This is a genomic window from Hallella multisaccharivorax DSM 17128 (genome assembly GCF_000218235.1).
Classification (GTDB): Bacteria; Bacteroidota; Bacteroidia; order Bacteroidales; family Bacteroidaceae; genus Prevotella; species Prevotella multisaccharivorax.
In genome coordinates this window covers 1531392-1550330 of sequence record NZ_GL945017.1, presented here as the reverse complement: position 1 = coordinate 1550330, position 18939 = coordinate 1531392, and the positions used below count along the sequence as shown (strand labels likewise).

General features: G+C 49.1%; 16 protein-coding genes. 7 read left to right on the top strand and 9 right to left on the bottom strand.

Features of this window, described 5'->3' with window-relative positions:
* Positions 1-5 precede the first annotated feature (5 nt).
* Both PREMU_RS06745 and PREMU_RS06740 read left to right on the top strand, forming a co-directional pair.
* The gene (locus PREMU_RS06745; protein ID WP_169311314.1) at positions 6-1610 is read left to right on the top strand and encodes a TerB N-terminal domain-containing protein; all 1605 of its coding nucleotides are present in this window, start codon (positions 6-8) and stop codon (positions 1608-1610) included.
* The gene (locus tag PREMU_RS06740; protein ID WP_007574114.1) at positions 1603-2940 is read left to right on the top strand and encodes an ATP-binding protein; all 1338 of its coding nucleotides are present in this window, start codon (positions 1603-1605) and stop codon (positions 2938-2940) included. Before PREMU_RS06745 ends, PREMU_RS06740 begins: the two co-directional genes overlap by 8 nt.
* Positions 2941-3069: 129 nt before the next feature.
* Here PREMU_RS06740 and PREMU_RS06735 read toward each other — a convergent pair whose 3' ends face one another.
* Together PREMU_RS06735 and PREMU_RS06730 are read right to left on the bottom strand one after the other, a co-directional pair.
* A complete protein-coding gene (locus PREMU_RS06735) occupies positions 3070-4461 on the bottom strand; it encodes an MFS transporter (RefSeq protein ID WP_007574113.1) in 1392 nt (463 codons plus the stop codon).
* 156 nt (positions 4462-4617) lie between these two features.
* A complete protein-coding gene (locus PREMU_RS06730) occupies positions 4618-5568 on the bottom strand; it encodes an IS30 family transposase (protein WP_007574112.1) in 951 nt (316 codons plus the stop codon).
* Between the two features lie 294 nt (positions 5569-5862).
* On the opposite strand from PREMU_RS06730, the gene PREMU_RS06725 reads away from it, so the two are divergent.
* From PREMU_RS06725 to PREMU_RS06715, 3 genes are all read left to right on the top strand, one after another.
* Complete coding sequence (locus tag PREMU_RS06725; protein WP_007574111.1) at positions 5863-6855, top strand: aminodeoxychorismate synthase component I; 993 nt, start codon at positions 5863-5865, stop codon at positions 6853-6855.
* Between the two features lie 14 nt (positions 6856-6869).
* Positions 6870-7115, top strand: coding sequence for an aminotransferase class IV (locus tag PREMU_RS15600; RefSeq protein WP_040558092.1), 246 nt, complete (start codon positions 6870-6872; stop codon positions 7113-7115).
* A gap of 320 nt (positions 7116-7435) precedes the next feature.
* Positions 7436-9916, top strand: a complete 2481-nt coding sequence (locus PREMU_RS06715; protein ID WP_007574110.1) for a DEAD/DEAH box helicase — start codon at positions 7436-7438, stop codon at positions 9914-9916.
* Here the strand turns inward: PREMU_RS06715 and PREMU_RS06710 are convergent.
* The 6 genes from PREMU_RS06710 to PREMU_RS06685 form a co-directional block, all read right to left on the bottom strand.
* Positions 9873-11120: an ABC transporter permease gene (locus PREMU_RS06710; protein WP_007574109.1), complete on the bottom strand. Its 1248-nt coding sequence runs from the start codon at positions 11118-11120 to the stop codon at positions 9873-9875. The two genes, PREMU_RS06715 and PREMU_RS06710, sit on opposite strands and share 44 nt — an antisense overlap.
* A 13-nt stretch (positions 11121-11133) precedes the next feature.
* Entirely contained in the window at positions 11134-12333 is a 1200-nt protein-coding gene (locus PREMU_RS06705; RefSeq protein ID WP_007574108.1) for a pyridoxal phosphate-dependent aminotransferase, read from the bottom strand.
* A gap of 80 nt (positions 12334-12413) precedes the next feature.
* On the bottom strand, positions 12414-13193 hold the full coding sequence (locus PREMU_RS06700) for an EFR1 family ferrodoxin (RefSeq protein WP_007574107.1): 780 nt from the start codon (positions 13191-13193) through the stop codon (positions 12414-12416).
* 4 nt (positions 13194-13197) lie between these two features.
* Positions 13198-14436, bottom strand: coding sequence for a M64 family metallopeptidase (locus PREMU_RS06695; RefSeq protein WP_007574105.1), 1239 nt, complete (start codon positions 14434-14436; stop codon positions 13198-13200).
* A gap of 2 nt (positions 14437-14438) precedes the next feature.
* Entirely contained in the window at positions 14439-15365 is a 927-nt protein-coding gene (locus PREMU_RS06690) for a glucosaminidase domain-containing protein (protein WP_007574103.1), read from the bottom strand.
* Positions 15366-15697: 332 nt separating this feature from the next.
* The gene (locus PREMU_RS06685) at positions 15698-15877 is read right to left on the bottom strand and encodes a PG1828 family lipoprotein (RefSeq protein ID WP_007574101.1); all 180 of its coding nucleotides are present in this window, start codon (positions 15875-15877) and stop codon (positions 15698-15700) included.
* A gap of 289 nt (positions 15878-16166) precedes the next feature.
* On the opposite strand from PREMU_RS06685, the gene mtaB reads away from it, so the two are divergent.
* Together mtaB and PREMU_RS06675 are read left to right on the top strand one after the other, a co-directional pair.
* A complete protein-coding gene (mtaB, locus tag PREMU_RS06680) occupies positions 16167-17522 on the top strand; it encodes a tRNA (N(6)-L-threonylcarbamoyladenosine(37)-C(2))-methylthiotransferase MtaB (RefSeq protein WP_007574099.1) in 1356 nt (451 codons plus the stop codon).
* The gene (locus tag PREMU_RS06675; protein WP_007574097.1) at positions 17519-18556 is read left to right on the top strand and encodes a glycosyltransferase family 2 protein; all 1038 of its coding nucleotides are present in this window, start codon (positions 17519-17521) and stop codon (positions 18554-18556) included. Before mtaB ends, PREMU_RS06675 begins: the two co-directional genes overlap by 4 nt.
* 108 nt (positions 18557-18664) lie before the next feature.
* On the opposite strand, the gene rpsO is transcribed toward PREMU_RS06675, so the two are convergent.
* Positions 18665-18934, bottom strand: a complete 270-nt coding sequence (rpsO, locus tag PREMU_RS06670; protein ID WP_007574095.1) for a 30S ribosomal protein S15 — start codon at positions 18932-18934, stop codon at positions 18665-18667.
* Between the last annotated feature and the right edge of the window lie 5 nt (positions 18935-18939).

Below are 18939 nucleotides of genomic sequence, written 5' to 3'. Positions count from 1 at the left end.
TGTTCATGGACGACTACTATACAGACGAGGAACTGGACTTTAGCCAATCGGGCAGCTTGAATGATGACTTCGGCATGCCAGAAGGCACGGATAGCATCCATAATTGGGACTATTTTGAGCCTGAAGATGACGAGCCGGCGCGTCCGTCTGTCTTTGAGAGCCAGCGTACAGCCTATCATAGCGACAGCATTCCCGAACAATTGCGCACGCTTCTTGAGATGATTCGCCGTCAACCTTGGCAAATCACGGCGGGAAAGTCGTTTTATGAGCAGGCCATCTTCATGCAAGACTATGTGGACGACGCGGAGATCGTGGGATATATGAACTATTTCCCCACTTACCGCGATATGACTATTCAGCAGCTTCGCAGCTATTTCACGATCCGACATCAATTCCGTCTGGGTAAATTTCCAGACGTGTCGCTGAGCTATATCTTTGTCTACGTCTATGAGACGCTGATGAAGATTGGCGTCAATACCGCTGAAGAGGGCTATGAAATACTGAGTGAACTGAACAAGGCTTACCGTGATAGCGCCCCCAAACTGAGCCGCCATCTTACACCCTGGCTGCGCGATTATGTGGTCTACAACCAACTCTCCGGCCATTATGCCGAGGTCTTCGCTTCAGAGCATAGGCAGGATGAGGTAGTCCGCCTGCTGGCTGAATATGCGGAGGCAGATTGTCAGCAGCTCTTTGTTACAGTGTGCTCCTTGAGTAAATATGATCTTCGTAAAGGTGCGCTATTTACCAAGGAGAAGGCACGGTCAGTGGACTGCGTCGTGGCAGTGTTGCGAAGACTGATACCTGTCTTGGAGAAAGAACGTCATCATCACATTGAGACACTTTTTGTCGGGAAGCGTGTCAAGCGATCGGTTCCCATGTTCACCAACGCGGTCTTCTACGATCCCGCGCCGGTGAGAAATGCTGAGGTGGAAGTCTCTCTGCAGCATTCGTATCTTTGCCGTAGTGGTTTGTGGACAAGAGATGAGTATGTAGGAGCTGACAAGACCTTTGGCAAGCTACTTGGCATCATTCTTCGGGAGACTGATTGCCAGCTTCGTGAGGCGTTCAATGTGAAGCCACGACTGAAACCTGAAGCCGCAGCCGCACCTTACAGATCGCTCATTCATGGTGCCATGGTGGAGTGGCAGGCCGAAGAGCAACGGAGACATGCCACTGAGGATGCTGAGAAGCGGAGAGTGTCAATAGACTACACCAAGCTCGGACGCATTCGCGATGATGCCGAAGTGGTGAAAGACAAACTGCTTGACGGCATCACGGTAGAAAAAACAGTTCCTCAACAGGTGGAGGCTACGCGCCCACAACCTGCCGAGCGGCCCGTTGAGGACACTCCGGTTGCTGCACAACCGACGGCAACGGTCAGTGAGATAGACCGTGAGCTGCATTTTCTCCGGCTCATCTTTTCGGGTGGCGACTGGAAACAATATCTTCGCGTTATTCATGTGCCAGAGGGCGTGATGGTGGAGAATATCAACAATGAGCTGATAGATGTGGTGGGAGACATTGTATTGGAAGACGACGGTAATGGATTGCATCTCATTGAAGATTACCGTGTAGACATTGAAAAATTATTATCTGAACATGGATAACAGCAACATAAGAATACCGCGGCGCATCGCTCAGAGCGTCATCAACTCGCTCAAAGGTGGCGTGGTTCCGCGTGTCGGCTTACCGTTTATTGCGGTTGGCAGACGTAAGGAGATAGAAGCATTGCTCCATGATGTCGATATCGTGGGGGAGGGTGGCGCGTCTTTTCGCTTTATAGTGGGGAAGTACGGCAGTGGCAAGTCGTTTCTTCTTCAGACCATCCGCAACTATGTCATGGACCGGCGGTTCGTTGTTGTTGACGCTGATCTCTCACCTGAGCGCCGCCTTCATGGCAATCAGGGACAGGGTCTCGCCACCTACCGTGAACTGATTCGCAACCTCAGTGTGAAGTCGAAGCCTGAGGGCGGCGCGCTGGCCATGGTGCTCGACCGATGGATCAGTTCCGTGCAGACCGCCACAGCGGAGAGTACCAACGTCGGCATGGACGACTCCCAGTTTGCCGAGCTTGTGGAACAGCGCATCATGGCTATCATCCGACAGATGCAGGAGCTTGTTCATGGCTTCGACTTCGCCCGTCTGCTCACACTCTATTACCGTGCTTTTGTCAATGGAGACGATGAGCTGAAAGGTAAGGTGCTTAAATGGTTCCGCGGCGAATATGCCACCAAGACAGAAGCCCGGCAGGAACTCGGTGTGACGGTAATTATCTCCGACGATGACTGGTACGACTATCTTAAGCTCATGGCTTATTTCTTCCGTCAGGCCGGCTATCGCGGACTGATGGTCTTTATGGATGAGTTAGTCAACATCTTCAAGATTCCCAACAGTATCTCACGGCAATATAACTATGAGAAGATCCTCACGATGTACAACGATGCGCTGCAAGGCAAGGCACAGTATATCGGCACCATTATGAGCGGCACGCCTGAATGTATCGAAGACCGTCACCGCGGTGTGTACAGTTATGAGGCATTGCGATCCCGTTTGGTGGAGGGGAAGTTTGCCATCGACGGTCATCAGGACCTGCTCGGTCCCGTGCTCCGTCTCCAGCCACTAACCAATGAGGAGATGTTCGTGTTGGCAGAGAAACTCGCTGATATCCATGCCTCGCTCTACGGTTATCAGCGTACGGTGACAGACGAGGACCTTGCCACATTCATCCAGATTGAATACAGCCGTATCGGTGCCAACGGGCACATCACGCCTCGGGAGGTTATCCGTGACTTTATTGAGCTTCTCGACATCGCCGTGCAGAACCCGGGAAGCAGTGTGCGCATTCTCTTGCAGAGCGATGCCTTCAGTTATGCCAAGCCGGAGGAAGAAGAGCGGAAAGACGCTGTAGACAGTCAGTTTGCTGAGTTCACTATATAATGTCACACAAAATCCGTCTCCTTCCTAACATTTCCCGTCCCGTATATTCTTCACATTGCCTGGAGAACAATATTGTAACTATTCAGCCGGTCGGGAAATAGCCTAAATGTCTTCTTGTCAATATCAATATCAGTCTGCGTTGATTAGGATATTCCGACCCGCCTCAGACTTCATCCTTCCATATCCTATCAATGCTATAAGTCCTACGATAGCAATCAGCACGAACGGCAGCTGATAATGATCCAATGAATTGGGATCGGCAGATGCGGATGCTGCGCTTCTCAACGCTAATGCGCCCAGACCGATGCCCAATCCGGAGGCAAGCTGAAGGGTAGTGCTGTAAAGCGTGTTGGCTGAAGACATCATCTGTTGGGGAACATCCACGTAGGCCACCGTATGGAGAGTGCTCAGTTGCACAGAACGGAAGCATCCCATCAGAAACAGACAGACAATGATGGCGAAGACAGAGGATGATGCATTAAAAAGTGCGCAGGCGGCTGTTGACAGCGAAAGCAACAGTGCGTTAAGAAACAGAATATGCTTGATGCGCCAATGACGCATCATCCATACTGTGAAAGGCTTGGTAATGAGATTACCCAGCATAAGCGAGAGCAGCAGTAAGCCGGAATGAAAGGCGTTGAAATGCAGACCGTCCTGAAACAGCAACGGCAGCAGGAATGGGGCTGCGCCGATAACCATCATTGACAGTGTGCCATAGACAATTGTTACTGAATAGGTGGGCACGCGCATTACAGAATAGTCTATCAGTGGCGATGGGGCGTGCAGTGAACGGCGCACACCGAATGCAAACAGCAATATACAGAAAAACAACAGCACGAGGGGGCACGTGATGTCGGAAGCGTTGTTGCCCAGCAATTCAAGGCCGTACATCATGCCTGAGAGCGACAAGGCGCTCAACAAGAAGTCGGGTATATCTAATTTACCCCGCTGTCTGTCTGCCGGCTGTTTAGGAACATATTTTATTGCCAGAACAAAGACGAGTAGTCCTACCGGAACATTCAGGAAGAATATCCAATGCCACGAGAGGTAGGTGGCAAGGAATCCGCCTATAGGGGGACCGACGACGGGTGCAATAAGACCTGGAGTGGTTATCCATGCGATGGCATTCACCAAGTCGCACTTGTCGCAATTCTTCAATACTGCCAACCGTCCCACGGGCACCATCATCGCCCCCGCCGTTCCTTGCAGGAAACGCACGATGGCAAACTGCGCCAGGCTATGGCAGAGCGAGCACAGGACGGACGTGCCGATAAATCCCAACACGGCATGGGCAAACACCGAACGCGTGCCATACCTGTCGGCTACCCAGCCACTTACAGGAATGAATACTGCCAGCGAAATCATATAGGCTGTAATCCCGATGCTCATCCTGCCGCTTTCCACACCGAAGTCAGCTGCCATCTGCGGCAGAGCCGTCACTAAGGCTGTGGAGTCAATATACTCCATAAAGAAAGCCACAGCCACGAGAGCTATGACAATCCGTGAAATGTGCTTTTTCATTTTCTCGTCTTTTTATAAATTGCGATTGAGGTTTTATCGTTCAGACCTCAATTCGCAGACAGATTATCTATCAATTGCAAACTTACATAAAATTCCTCGAATTACGCCAGTTAGATAAAAAAAGTTAAGGTAAAGAGTCAACCAGCAAGTGCAATATTAGGCATAATATTTGTAAAACTCCTGCTTTGGTGTTGAAAAGTTCAATTTTTCCCTTGGTCTTCTGTTGATTTTGGCCTGTATCATCTTAATTCTTTTGTCTGTGACGGTACTTATATCCGTCCCTTTTGGAATATATTGTCTGATGAGCTTGTTGGTGTTCTCCACAGCCCCTTTCTGCCAAGAAGAGTATGCGTCCGTGAAATAGATATCCACCCCCAACCTGCGTGCCATCCACTCATGTTCGGCAAACTCACTTCCGTTGTCCGTAGTGATGGTCTTGAGATGCTCTCCCTTGTATGGCATGAGCAGCCTCCATACGGTCTTTGCCGGCGGCATGGCCTTCTTGCCATGCTTGAGTTTCTCCATGATGAGAAAGTTCGTGCTGCGTTCTATCATCGTGAGGATGGCGTTGCCGTCCTTGTCGACAATCAGGTCCTTCTCCCAGTCCCCGAACCTCCTGCCGTCTGCCTCCTTCGGACGTTCGTGTATGCTTACCCTGTTTCTGATACTCGGTGCCTTGGTTACATGCCTGTGAGAGGGACTGCGATGATACTTCATCTTATGGCGGCAGTTGGCGGCAAGTGTCCCACCCGTATCGTTGCGGATCATCTTGTAAATGGTTTCGTGGGAGATCTTCACGCCCTCCTTGCCCAGGTAGCCGGATATCTGCTTGGGGGACCATTGCTCTCCGGTGATGAGCTCACGCACGCGCCAGAGAAGCAACCGGCTCACGGAACGGTTGCCCGGAGAACGGTGCATGCGTTCTTGGGAAAGGGCATCGGCCTTGTCCCAGACATACTTGCCGTTCTTTGTCGCATTGCGTTTCAGCTCACGACTTACGGTTGATTCACTGACCCCTATCAGCCGGGCAATTGCTTTATTGGTCTGTTTCTTTTGTTTTCCCAGGTAGATTGCGTACCTTTGCTCACGGGTTAAGTGCTTGTACATAGGCAATACAAAAGTAATTAATCCTTGGGAGACAGCGGTCTCCCTTTTGTCTTTTTTGCATTGCCGGTTGTTTTTTATTCCTCCGTGTCGGATGTGGCCAACCTTGTCGCTTCGCGCCAAGAACGTCCGCATCCGACATGGAGGTCAACCCTTACAATCACCCATTAAGATATTGCACTTCTATCTTGAATGTTTAAAAAAAGTTAAGGTCACACCGCGGCTTCCCGCCTGGCTACCGATATTTTTTGGCGTTCTCTTACAAATAGTATAATTTTGCATTCTATATGTAAAACAATGAAGCAGAATATTATAGACCGTCTCAATCATTTGGCTGACGAAAAGGAACCTTTCCTTTTTGTCATCAACTACGCAGGTACGGAGGCATATATACAGAAGCTGTCGGAGATAGCCACGGATGAGTGTCTCTATGACTTTGAAGGCATTACAAATGTAAAACGGCAGCCGCACTCAGCGCCTGCCAAACAGCCAATGTGGAAAGTGTATGAACCTGACCTTGATAATTACACGAAAAGTTTTGAGACTGTCAAGAACAACATTCTACGTGGAAACAGCTATCTTGCCAACCTTACCTGCAAGGTGGCTGTAGATTGCGACCTTCCGTTTGAAGATATCTTCTTACGGGCTAAAGGCAAGTGCAAGATTCTGCTGAAAGACAGAAATTACAGCAACAGGCAGTTTGTATGTTTCTCGCCAGAAACATTCGTGAGAATAAAGAACGGTATGATTTATTCTTATCCGATGAAGGGTACGATCGATGCCTCCATACCCGATGCGAGGCAAGTGTTGATGGACGATGAGAAAGAAATCGCCGAACATGCGACCATTGTGGACTTGATTCGCAATGATCTTAGCCGTGTGGCAGAACATGTAGGGGTGGACAGGTATCGCTATATAGATGTAATCCATACCAATAAGGGGGACATTCTCCAGACCAGTTCTGAAATCAATGGTAAGTTGTCATCCGGCTACCAAAGGCACATTGGTGACATATCGGCTGCGATGTTGCCGGCTGGTTCCATCACAGGTGCGCCAAAGGACAAGACTATGGAGATAATCCATGAGACGGAAGGCTTCGACCGTGAATTTTATACGGGAGTCATGGGCATATATGGTAATGGGGAACTCAACTCGGCAGTAATGATACGCTTTCTTGAACAGGACGGGCAGGGAACGTATTTCAAGGCAGGAGGAGGTATTACCTCGAAAAGTGATTGCAGAAAAGAATACGAGGAAGTATTACAGAAAGTATATCTTCCATTTGAATAGACACAAAATTCAATATGGCACAGCAATTCGTGGGGACAATAAAGATTAAGGATGGAGAGGCACAAGCTATTGCATACCATCAGGACAGAATGGAAAGAACTATCAGGAATTTCTTTCCGTCGCTATGCAATGCGTCCATGCCTTCGTTGGAAAAACTAATAAATTCAACGGAGAACATGGACTTTTACAAGGCGAGAGTGGTATATGGAGAACAAGAAGTTGAAGCCGTAGAGGCTGCTCCATATATTGCCCGGTACTAAAAGAGCTGCACTCTTGGACAAGGGAATCATGCAAGAAGCCGATATTACATTGGAAGATTTGCGAAATGCCAACAAAGTAAGTCTTTTCAATGCAATGATTGAGTTTGGCGAAAGGGAAGTGCCAATAAAGAATGTCTACTTTTGAACACTTTCTACAGTTCCTGATATAACGTGAATCCGATGAATTTAAAATAATGCAGGCTATGGTGAGACAGATTATCTATCTGCATTTCTCTGTGTAAGATAATGAGACTAATGGACAGTTCAGACTATAAACTTTTATATCCGTTTGAGAACATCAAGTTCCAATCAATGCATTCATGAACATCTTCTCCCGGTACTCCCCCGCTATCCAGCGGTACATCTATGAGGAAGGGTGGCAGAAGCTCCGCGCTATACAGGCTGCAGCAGGGGATGCCATTTTCAACTCCGGTGCCAACGTGTTGCTGTCTGCCTCCACGGCATCGGGAAAGACGGAGGCAGCCTTCTTCCCCATCATCACACTGATGCAAGAACAACCGCCGGCCTCCATCGGCTGCATTTATATTGCTCCGTTGAAAGCCCTTATCAACGACCAGTTTGTACGACTCAACGATATCTGTCGTGAGTGCGGAGTGGAGGTATGGCACTGGCATGGCGATGTCTCACAGGAACAGAAGAAGAAACTTATGCGCCACCCCTCGGGCATCCTTCAGATCACACCTGAGAGCCTTGAGGCAATGCTCCTCCACCGTCATTCTCAGATACCTTTTCTCTTTGGCGACCTCCGTTTCATCGTCATTGATGAGATTCACTCTTTTCTTCGTGGAGACCGTGGCGGTCAGACACTGTGCCTCTTGGAACGGCTCTCTCGCATGGCAGGTGTCAACCCACGGCGTATCGGCCTCTCCGCGACTATCGGTGAGCCGCGCCTGGTGGGCGCATTCCTTTCAGCAGGTACCGGACGAGGAACCGTCATTCCGAAGATTCAGTCGCAAGGTACCAAATGGAGAATATCGGTAGCGCATTTCAGTCTTTCCGTTAGCGGAAGCGAGGGCGATCGTCGTAGTGCGCCTTTGGCTGTGACATCTCCTGCTACAGTCGTGGGTAGTGTTAGCAGGGAGTATGATGGTGATGAGTGCATCCATCCAAATCCTTTTCAAAGCGATACGGAACCATCACGACCTTCCGACACAAGACGAGAGATGAAAGGCGGGAGTCCGTTTGTCAGGCCTTGGAAAGACAGTGGGGCGAACGGAGAAAATCAGACTGAACCTGTGAGCAATGCTTTCGATCCGTCAATCCGGTATATCCTTGAAAATACCCGTGGACATCGCTGTCTCATCTTCTCAAACTCGCGGGAAGAGTGTGAAGTAATTTGCTCCACGCTGCGAATGTATTGTGAGGCCCTACACGAGCCTGATCGTTTCCTCATCCATCACGGTAATCTTTCAGTGAGTTACCGCGAGAGCGCCGAGGAAGAAATCAAGCGTGAAGACTCGCTAAAGACGGTATGCACCACGTCGACGCTTGAGCTTGGTATCGATATTGGCCGGCTTGAGCATGCCTTTCAGATTGATGCTCCATTCACTGTCAGTTCGTTTCTTCAACGCATGGGTCGCACAGGACGGCGGGGCGCTCCATCGGAGATGTGGTTCGTCATCCGTGAAGAAAAGGCTGAGCCACGTGCCATGATGCCGCAGACCATTCCCTGGAAGCTGCTGCAAGCCATCGCCCTCATTGAACTCTATCTGAAGGAGCATTGGGTAGAGCCGCCACGGACAGGGAGGTTACCTTATTCGTTGCTTTATCACCAAACGATGGCAACGCTTGCCGGTGGAGGAGAGATGTCACCGGCTGAGTTGGCGGAGCGTGTGCTTACACTAAGCTATTTTCGTGGAGTTAGCCAAGATGATTATCGTGTGCTTTTACGGCATCTGCTCAAGATCGATCATATTGAGACGACTGAGCGTGGGGGCCTTATTGTTGGGTTGAAAGGTGAGCGCGTAGTAAATAACTTCAGGTTCTATGCTGTTTTCCAGGAGAATGAAGAATATAAGGTTCGCTGTGAATCGAAGGAGATAGGCACCATCGTTAAGCCACCACCCGTGCAGGATAAGATAGCCATAGCAGGTCATGTATGGGTGGTAGAAGAGGTGGATCGCAACCGTCACATCGTCTACTGCCACCCCGTGAAAGGGGTCGTTCCTGCTTACTTTGGCGATGAGCCGGGCGATATTCATACCAAAATATTGGAGAAAATGCACGACATTCTTGCTGCTTCCCCCGAAAACAGTTATCCTTATTTGCTCCCGCATGCACGCTTTCGTCTATCTCAGGCAGTGGATTCAGCTCGCAAGTCGGGACTTGGACTCAACTGGTTGTTATCTCTTGGCGGCAATATGTATGCGCTGTTTCCGTGGCTTGGCAGCTATGCTTTTCTTGCATTGGAGCGTTTCATCAGGATCAGATGCGCGAATCGGGTGGGGCTGAAAGGCTTTAACTCTGCCCGCCCTTATTACATGCAGTTCACCTTGGGAGTCTCTCCGACAAAGTTCTTCAAGGTGTTGTCGGAAGAAATAGCCCGCCCACTCGACCCCATGGAACTGCTATATCCCAAGGAGACACCTGTTTTTGACAAGTACGACGACCTTTTGCCCACGGAACTCACACGCAAGGGCTTTGCTTATGGCGTACTTGACGTAGACAAAATGAAGGAACGGGTGCGGCAGATGTGTGGGATAGAACCTACAGTTTGGTTGACGGCCAATGCTGATCCTACTCGTAACGCATGCTCTTTGCTGGGTGAATGTGAGAAATGAGATAGCTCGGGCCAATCAAAACAAACACGCTGACTAAGAGGGTAGCCACGTTGAGAAGCACTAACAACGGAATGTTGAACTCAATGGGAACCGTGCTGACGTAGTAAGTAGCAGGGTCAAGCTTCACGATTCCAAAGTATTTTTGTAAGGCGCAAGCACTAATGCCAATGACATTGCCAATGACCATTCCTCTGCCAATGATGAAAGTGGCAAACCAAAGAAAGAGATGCCGGATAGTCTTGTTGCGTGCGCCAAGTGCCTTGAGAATGCCAATCATTGTCGTGCGCTCAAGTATGATGATGAGTAAACCCGATATCATGGTCACGCCTGCCACGGCAGTCATCAGCGCAAGGATAATCCAGACGTTCATGTCCAGCAGGTCAAGCCAGCGGAAAATCTGTGGATTGATGTCCTTGATAGTCTGCGAGGTATAGGTTTCGCCGTAATGATCCTGTCGTTTGTTCACGTTTTTGATGAACTGCCGCTCCACATCATCCACATGGTTGAAGTCGTTGACAGTCACCTCTATTCCTGAAACCTGATCGGGATGCCACCCGTTAAGTCTCACGGTTGTGTAGAGATCCGTGAAGCACATGTAGGAATCGTATTGGCTTAAGTTTGTTTGGTAAATGCCTTGGATGGTGAATCGGCGGATACGTACACCACTATTGTTGATGAAATAAGTGAAAATACGCTGTCCTTGTTTCAGATTCAGCTTGTCAGCAATACTTTTCGAAATCAGAATTTTGTTGGACGAGGCACTGTCGGAGAAGTGTGGAATGCTTCCTGATACCATGTTCTGGTGGATAAAAGTAGAGTCCCATTCGCTTCCTACGCCTTTGAGAACGACACCCAAGAAGTTGCTGTCGGTTTTGAGAATGCCTTGCTGATAAGCAAATCTCTCAGCGTGCCTCACACCATTGATGGCTCGAATGGCACTCATCATGCTGTCGCTGGCGGCAATAGGATACTGCTCCGCTTCGGTCTGCGACACGAAGTTAGTCACTTGAATATGTGATCCGAAACCGATGACTTTGCCTTGAATGGTATGTTTGAAGCCAAGCACGACACAAACTGATACAATCATGACAGCCAATCCTATTGCCACACCTGCTGTGGCAATGGTGATGGCAGGGCGCGACACCTTGTGCTTGTCGCCGTGGTCACCGTAGATCCTTCTTGCTAAGAAAAGTGGGAGATTCATTATAATGTCTTTATTACAATGTCTTTCCTGGGTATGCTTCAAGTGCTTTGCTCAAAACGATGAGGGCCCTTCTGAGATCCTCTTTCTTCAGGACATAAGCAAGACGCACTTGATTGCAGCCAGCTCCCGGAGTAGTGTAAAAGCCTGATGCTGGAGCCATCATGATGGTCTCGCCCTCATAATTGAATGACTCGAGACACCAACGGCAGAACTTTTCGGAGTCGTCAACGGGCAGTTGGGCCACAGTATAGAAGGCTCCCATGGGGATGGGAGAATAGACTCCGGGAATGCGGTTAAGCCCGTCGATGAGACATTTCCGGCGCTCTACGTATTCATCATAAACGTTACGGTAATACTCTTCCGGCGCATCAAGAGAGGCTTCCGCTATGATTTGCCCAATAAGTGGCGGGGAGAGTCTTGCCTGACAAAACTTCATGACGGCCTTGCGCACCTCACTGTTATGTGTAATCAATGCGCCGACGCGGATACCGCATTCTGAATAGCGTTTTGATACAGAGTCAATGAGGATGACGTTGTTCTCTATTCCTGTAAGGTGCATGGCACTGATGTAAGGACTTCCCGTGTAGATGTATTCACGGTAGACCTCGTCGGAGAAAAGATAAAGGTCGTATTTCTTTACGAGATCGCGTATCTGGTTCATCTCGCGCCTTGTATAGAGGTATCCTGTAGGGTTGTTTGGGTTGCAGATCATGATAGCACGCGTCTTGCTGTTGATGAGTTTCTCAAACTTCTCCACTTTTGGCAGAGAGAATCCCTCTTCAATGGTGGTGGCGATGGTGCGTATTTTGGCTCCGGCAGAAATGGCAAAAGCCATGTAGTTGGCATATGCCGGCTCAGGAACAATAATCTCATCACCGGGATTCAGGCAGCTCATGAAAGCGAAAAGCACGGCCTCTGAGCCTCCTGAGGTAATGATGATTTCGTCAGGAGTGACGTTGATGTCGTATTTGGCATAATACTTGACAAGCTTCTCACGGTAAGAGAGATAGCCCTGAGAGGGAGAATACTCCAGCACTTTCCTGTCAATATGCTTCAAGGCATCAAGCCCACATTGCGGAGAAGGAAGGTCTGGTTGGCCTATATTGAGATGATAAACCTTGATGCCTCGCTCCTTAGCTTTTGCTGCCAAGGGAGCGAGTTTGCGTATAGGTGACTGTGGCATCTCAAGGCCACGAACTGAAATTTCAGGCATTATCTGTTGATATTTTCAAGGCGCAAAGATACCTTTTTTTATTGACATGGCAAACGTTTTGCCTTTTAACTTCTTACTTTTCAATTCCTTTTTCTTCCAAAGAAGTATTGTCCCTTATGTTTGGTTAACGATCCGTAGTCGATGGCGTGGTGTGGACAATGATGGTAGCAGGCAAAGCACGCAATGCACGAACCGTCGTGTTTCCACTTGGGTTCATAACCCAGTCCGCCAATTACATTCTTTGTTGGACAGACGTCAGCGCAGATACCGCATTTTACGCAGCGGCGGCTGTCAACTGCAAACTTCTTGTCGGTAATAAGGTGTCGGACAAAGAAACCGCCAAGTAAACGGGAGTTCAAGCGCGGCCAGTGGCCACAGACAAGGTGGCGCACTTCCCTTTTGTCGACGATCTCACGGAGATAACCATTCAATTCCTTCTCAGCTGTTTCCTGTTTGGCCCTTTCCTTGTTTGGGCTGTCTACATTGAAGAATGGAAGACCTAAATACGACTCAGGCATGATAAGTGAAAACGACGCATTGAGTCTTATTCCTTTTTCGCTCAAGTCCTTACTGAGGATATCCATTGTTTCACCAATGTTGTCACCGGCTGTACACAGTGCATAGACATAGTGCCCGTCCGTGTTGATGCGTAGCCGCTTGATGAATTCGCGTACAATCATCGGCGGTCGCCAACCATGCACGGGGAAGCACAGACCGAGGTTCTCGCCTCTCCTTAACTCAAAGGTGGTACTGCTGCTACGCAGTAGCTCTGGGATAAAGAGCAGCCTGTCGCTTGTTCTTTCTGCAATGGTCTTGGCTGCCCAGCCTGTGTTTCCAGTGTCGGAAAGATAAAAAATCATGGTGCTATTTTGTATAGAAGTCTATTACTCCTTGTAGCGCTTGCTTACAGGCAGGACAAAACTCAGGATTCTCGTTGGTGCGCATCCGGCAGTCGGGATAGGCACGGTAAACGCCTTTAGGACTGTAGCCAGCTCCTTCGTAGAATCCTGCTTTAGGGTCCTTTCCGATGAGGTTTTCCCATTTGCCTTTGAAGTTGACTTTTGTAGTGATGTTTTTCTCCCATGGCTCTACATCGTGGGGATACATGGGTACTTCCTCTGTGTCGTAGGCATATTCATCGGCAAGTCCTGCGAAGCTGTGGCCGAACTCATGCACGACAACAGGCCGGAACGTGGGGTGGTGAGCCGCACACAGGTCATAGCTATTGAGAATGCCGCCGCCGCCATAGCGGTTGGTATTGACGAGAACGATGATGTGCTCATAGGGAACGCCCGCCAGCCAGTCGTGGAGCTTCTTGAGATGCAGTGTGGTAAGGTAGCGGTCGCTATAGAAGGTGTCGTAGCTGGAGAGCAGGGCTGTCTTTTTCCAGATGCCTTTGTCAGGGATGCTGACACCGCTCTCCTCGGAAGGCGCCTCTACGGCTACGCAACTGAACTTGGTGCGTGAGCTCTGGAATGGTTCATAAGAGAAGATATAGCCCATGGCACGGCGGGCATCGGCCAGAAAAGTGGGCATCTCGGCCCTGGTATATCCTTCTGCAACAAAGGCGATGTGAATGCACCGTGTGGTGTCAGTTGCTTTCTGCAGGAAAATATAAGGCGTCAGTCCCCGCTCGCCGATATGCCGAATAAGAATATCATTGGGGTCTACCTCATGAGTGAGTGCCGCAGATACTTGCCGGCGGTTGTTGCGGAGTTCAAGCGTGACGTCGGCAGCGTGCTTAGGCATAGGCATCAAGAAGACATTCTCAAAACTTTTGTCGGTTTGTTTTGCCTCAGGATAAGACTGCCATTCCTGAAAGAGCGTGGAGAACGAGTTGCGGTAGATGACCTTTCCCGTAGCATGGTCGCGCACCGTTAACTGTCCGTTGCCCTCCATAGGTACCTCGTTGAGGTGCTGTCGTTTGCCATACCATCGCGGCGACTGGCAGAGCTCATCCACGGCAATGTGTTGCTGATGGTCGTTACCGGAGAAGATATAGTCGATACGAAGAGTCTTGTCTTGAAACCAGTCGTCAAAGTTCTGAGCATACATGCCCACTGCTGCCAAAACGGCAATAAGGAAGGAAAACAGTCTTTTCATGATTATCTGACTTTAAGTTGCTGCCCTACTACGATGGAGTCGTCGGGGCTCATGTGGTTCATTTTATAAAGGTCTTTCAGCCTGATACCATACAATTGAGCGATGGAATACATGCTTTCTCCGACCTTGACGATATGTGGCTTGCCCTTGAATACTTTTGAGGCCCTTTTCTGTTTTTTCTCTAAATAGATAATGTCTCCCGCATGCAACACGTCGTTTTTGTCCCGCTCGTTATATTTTGCAAGTTTACGTCTGGAGATATCTGTCTCTTTGGCGAGGCTGCGGAAGGTGTCACCATCCCGTGCCACAATGTAATAGTTTTTGTTGCATTTGGTAATAGGGTGGAAGCCGTTTGGCGAATAGTTGTGGCTGCGTGCGTTGTAGCGGTCGGCCATGAAATGGTCGTAGCCTTTGGCGTGGTCGTATTGGTAGAGGCGGTAAAGCTCGATGATGTTGATGAGATTGTCGGCATAGCGTGGGTTTGTGGCATAGCCGCAAGCCTTTAATCCCCTTGCCCATCCCTTATAGTCATTGGGACTGAGCTGGAAGAGCATGGCATAGCGCGGAGTGTTGCGGAGAAAGCGGCTGTGGTCCTCGTAGCTTTGCTTGGCGTTGTCGTATGCGCGGAAGCATTCGTCGGGCTCGTCATCGTCAGCGTTGATGGACCGTCCGTCCCATCCATGGCATTTGATGCCGAAATGGTTGTTGCCTACAGTGGCAAGACGGCTCTGCCCTGCGCAACTCTCAAAAAGTCCCTGGGCCAGCGTGATGCTTGCCGGTATGCGGTATCGCTCCATTTGCTCTATCGCCAGATCTTTGAACTGATCGATATATTGCAGGTAAGCCATGTTCTGCATTGACTGTGCCTGCGCGCAGGTGAGACCGAGGCTTATGGTGAAGAGTAATATGAAATATCTTATAGAATGCATGTATTCTGAAAACAAATGAATGCCATGTGCAAAGTTAGTAAAAATATATATTAGCGGGGAAGAAAGTTGGAATAAAAAAACTTCTACGTTGTAAAGGCATCGCCATCACGCTGTAGACGCATCGCCATTACACTGTAAAGGCATCGCCATTACACTGTAGACGCATTGCCATTACACTGTAAACGCATTGCCATTACACCGTAAACGCATTACCTTTGCATTGCCAAGAGAGGAGCGAGGCGGAGTTTACTTATATACAAAAAACCGCCTCAGGCAAAGCCTGAGGCGGAGTCTCTCAATCTTTTTTATTTCGTGCTAACGGAGATACCAACTTATTTAGCAGGAGTAGCAGCTGTATCAGCAGCAGCAGTGTCAACAGCAGCGGTGTCAGTTGTGTCAGCAACAGCTGTTGTGTCAGAATCAGAAGCAGGAGCTGCACTCTGGTTTTTGTTACCACATGATGCGAAAGAGATAGCTGCAATAGCCACGAACATTAAAACTAATTTCTTCATTTTCTTTGCTTTTTAAATCTGTAAAACAATCTTGTTCATTAACAACGCTGCAAAGGTAGGCATTTTTTTAATACGTTGTTCATTTTTTATCGACTTTTTTTAGGCTTCTATGTAACTTTTTTGCAATGCATTGGTAATCAGATAAATACATTAGGTAAACAAATGTTAAACATTTGCACAGCGATGAGAAAGGCTCTTGCTATGTGCCTTAACATGGATAAAAATGTACTATTATATAATGTGTAAGTCTTAAGAAAGCCGTACCTTTGCATGAAATTCAGAAAGAGATATGATAGACACATCAGCTTTCCAGGGCAAGAAAGCCGCTTTTTATACATTAGGATGCAAGCTTAACTTCTCCGAGACCTCGACTTTCGCCAAGATTCTTGGCGAAATGGGCGTTGTGGAAGTAAAGGCAGGGGAAACAGCAGACATCTGTTTGATCAATACCTGTTCGGTAACTGAGATGGCGGATCATAAGTGTCGGCAGGCCATCCATCGCATGGTGAGGGATAATCCAGGCGCTTTTGTCGTGGTGACAGGGTGCTATGCGCAGCTCGACTCCGAGAAGGTGAGTAAGATGGATGGTGTGGATCTGGTACTTGGATCAAACGAGAAAGCAGATCTTATTCAGTATCTCAACGACGCGTGGACCAACGCACAGCCGGAAAATGAGAGTATCGATGGACACCGGCATCTTTTTCACCACGTCAAGACAAAGGACATCAAGAAGTTTCAGCCTTCGTGCTCACGCGGTAACCGGACACGCTATTTCCTCAAGGTGCAGGATGGATGCAACTACTTCTGCACCTATTGTACCATTCCTTTCGCACGTGGTCTCTCGCGCAATCCTTCTGTCGCCTCACTTGTTGCCCAGGCTGAGCAGGCTGCGCAAGAGGGCGGAAAAGAAATCGTACTCACCGGAGTCAATATTGGCGACTTTGGAGAGACAACAGGTGAGAAGTTCATTGACCTGGTCAAAGCGCTTGACGGCGTGGAGGGCATCAGCCGTTTCCGCATCAGTTCCATCGAGCCCGATCTTATCAGTGATGAGTTGGTAGAGTACTGCGCGCGTAGCCGCGCCTTCATGCCGCATTTCCACATCCCCCTTCAAAGTGGAAGTGACGAGGTGTTGAGGCTCATGCACCGCCGCTATTCAAGGGATGTCTTCGCCCATAAAATTCGACTCATCAAGCAACTCATGCCCGATGCATTCATTGGAGTAGATGTGATGGTGGGATGCCGCGGCGAAACGCCCGAGTGTTTTGAGGACAGTTATCAGTTCATCAGTTCGCTTCCGGTCACCCAACTCCATGTTTTCCCTTACTCTGAGCGACCGGGTACCGCAGCCTTACACATTAATTATATAGTGCCTGACAGGGACAAGAAAAACCGTGTCCACCATTTACTGAAATTGTCGGATGAGAAAACGCTTGCTTTTTATGCTGCACATATTGGTCAGGAAGCTGAAGTGCTCTTTGAAAAAGCCGCCCACGGCAAGGCCATGCATGGATTTACGGACAACTATATCCGTGTAGAACTTCCGCCGTCGGACGATAACGACCGGCTTGACAATAAGATAGTGCGGGTGAGGTTAGGAGAATTCAATATTGATAAGAGTGCGCTCAAGGGGCAGTTACTATGAACACTGACAGAAGAATTGCGGTCGTCATTCTCAATTGGAATGGCAAGGCCATGCTGAAAAGCTATTTGTCCACGGTGGTCGAGTATTCTCAGGACGAGGCTGTGGTTTGGGTGGCCGACAATGCCTCTACTGACGGTTCGTTGGAGATGCTGGCAGAGGAATATCCGATGGTGAGAACTCTCCGTCTCGATTGTAACTATGGCTTTGCTGAGGGCTATAACCGTGCTTTAGCAAAGATTGATGCCGAATATTATGTGCTGCTCAACTCCGACGTGGAAGTTACTCATCATTGGCTCACGCCATTGCTGGAGTTGATGGATGCCCATGCTGACGTGGCAGCTTGCCAGCCCAAGTTGCTGTCGGAGTCAGATAAGGACAGTTTTGAATACGCTGGGGCATGCGGAGGTTTCCTTGACAGATATGGCTATCCTTTTTGCAGGGGAAGAATCTTCAACACCGTTGAGTGGGACAATGGTCAGTACGATTACCCTGCCGACGTACTTTGGGCTACGGGCGCCTGCCTTTTCATCCGCTCATCTGATTATTGGAAAGTTGGTGGGTTGGACGGCCGGTTCTTTGCCCATTGTGAGGAGATCGATCTCTGCTGGAGGTTGAGACAGTGTGGCCGGAGAATTATATGTTATCCGGAAAGCAAGGTTTACCATGTGGGCGGAGGCACGTTGCCAAAAGGCAATCCGATGAAAACCTTCCTCAACTTTCGCAATAACCTGACCATGCTTTATAAGAATTTGCCCGACAATGAGTTGCGTGGTGTAATGCGGATGAGGTTTTTCCTGGATTGGCTTGCCGCCTTTGAGATGCTCCTTCTCCAACGAAATTTTGGGGAGTTTAAGGCGGTGTTGCGCGGCCGACGGGCTTTCCGTCGTTGGAGACATGATTTTGATAATGACCGTCGCAAGATTGCTGCCACCCGAACGGTCAACCCTGTACCGGAGCGGAGTATGTTCTGCATTTTGTGGCAATACTATGTCAAAGGAAGGAAAAAGTACAGTCTGTTGAAACCGAAAGGGTAGAGTTGCTGCCATGTTTTCCTTTTCCCCAGAGTTCAAAAGGCAGAACCATAAAAACCCCGCCATCATTAATGATGACGGGGTTGAGCTTCTATAAATGCTTTTAGCGTATTACTTACGCAAGCCGAGAGCCTTGATGATCTCACGGTAGCGGTTAATGTCGCGCTCCTTGAGGTAGGTGAGCAGACGGCGGCGCTTGCCGACGAGCTGTGTCAGTGAGCGGGTGGTCACGAAATCTTTGTGGTTAGCCTTCACGTGCTCTGTCAGATGGGCGATGCGATAAGTGAACAGCGCAATCTGTGCCTCTGCAGAACCAGTGTCTGTTGTACCTTTGCCGTACTTGCTGAAGATCTCAGCCTTCTTCTCTTTGTCTAAATACATTGTGT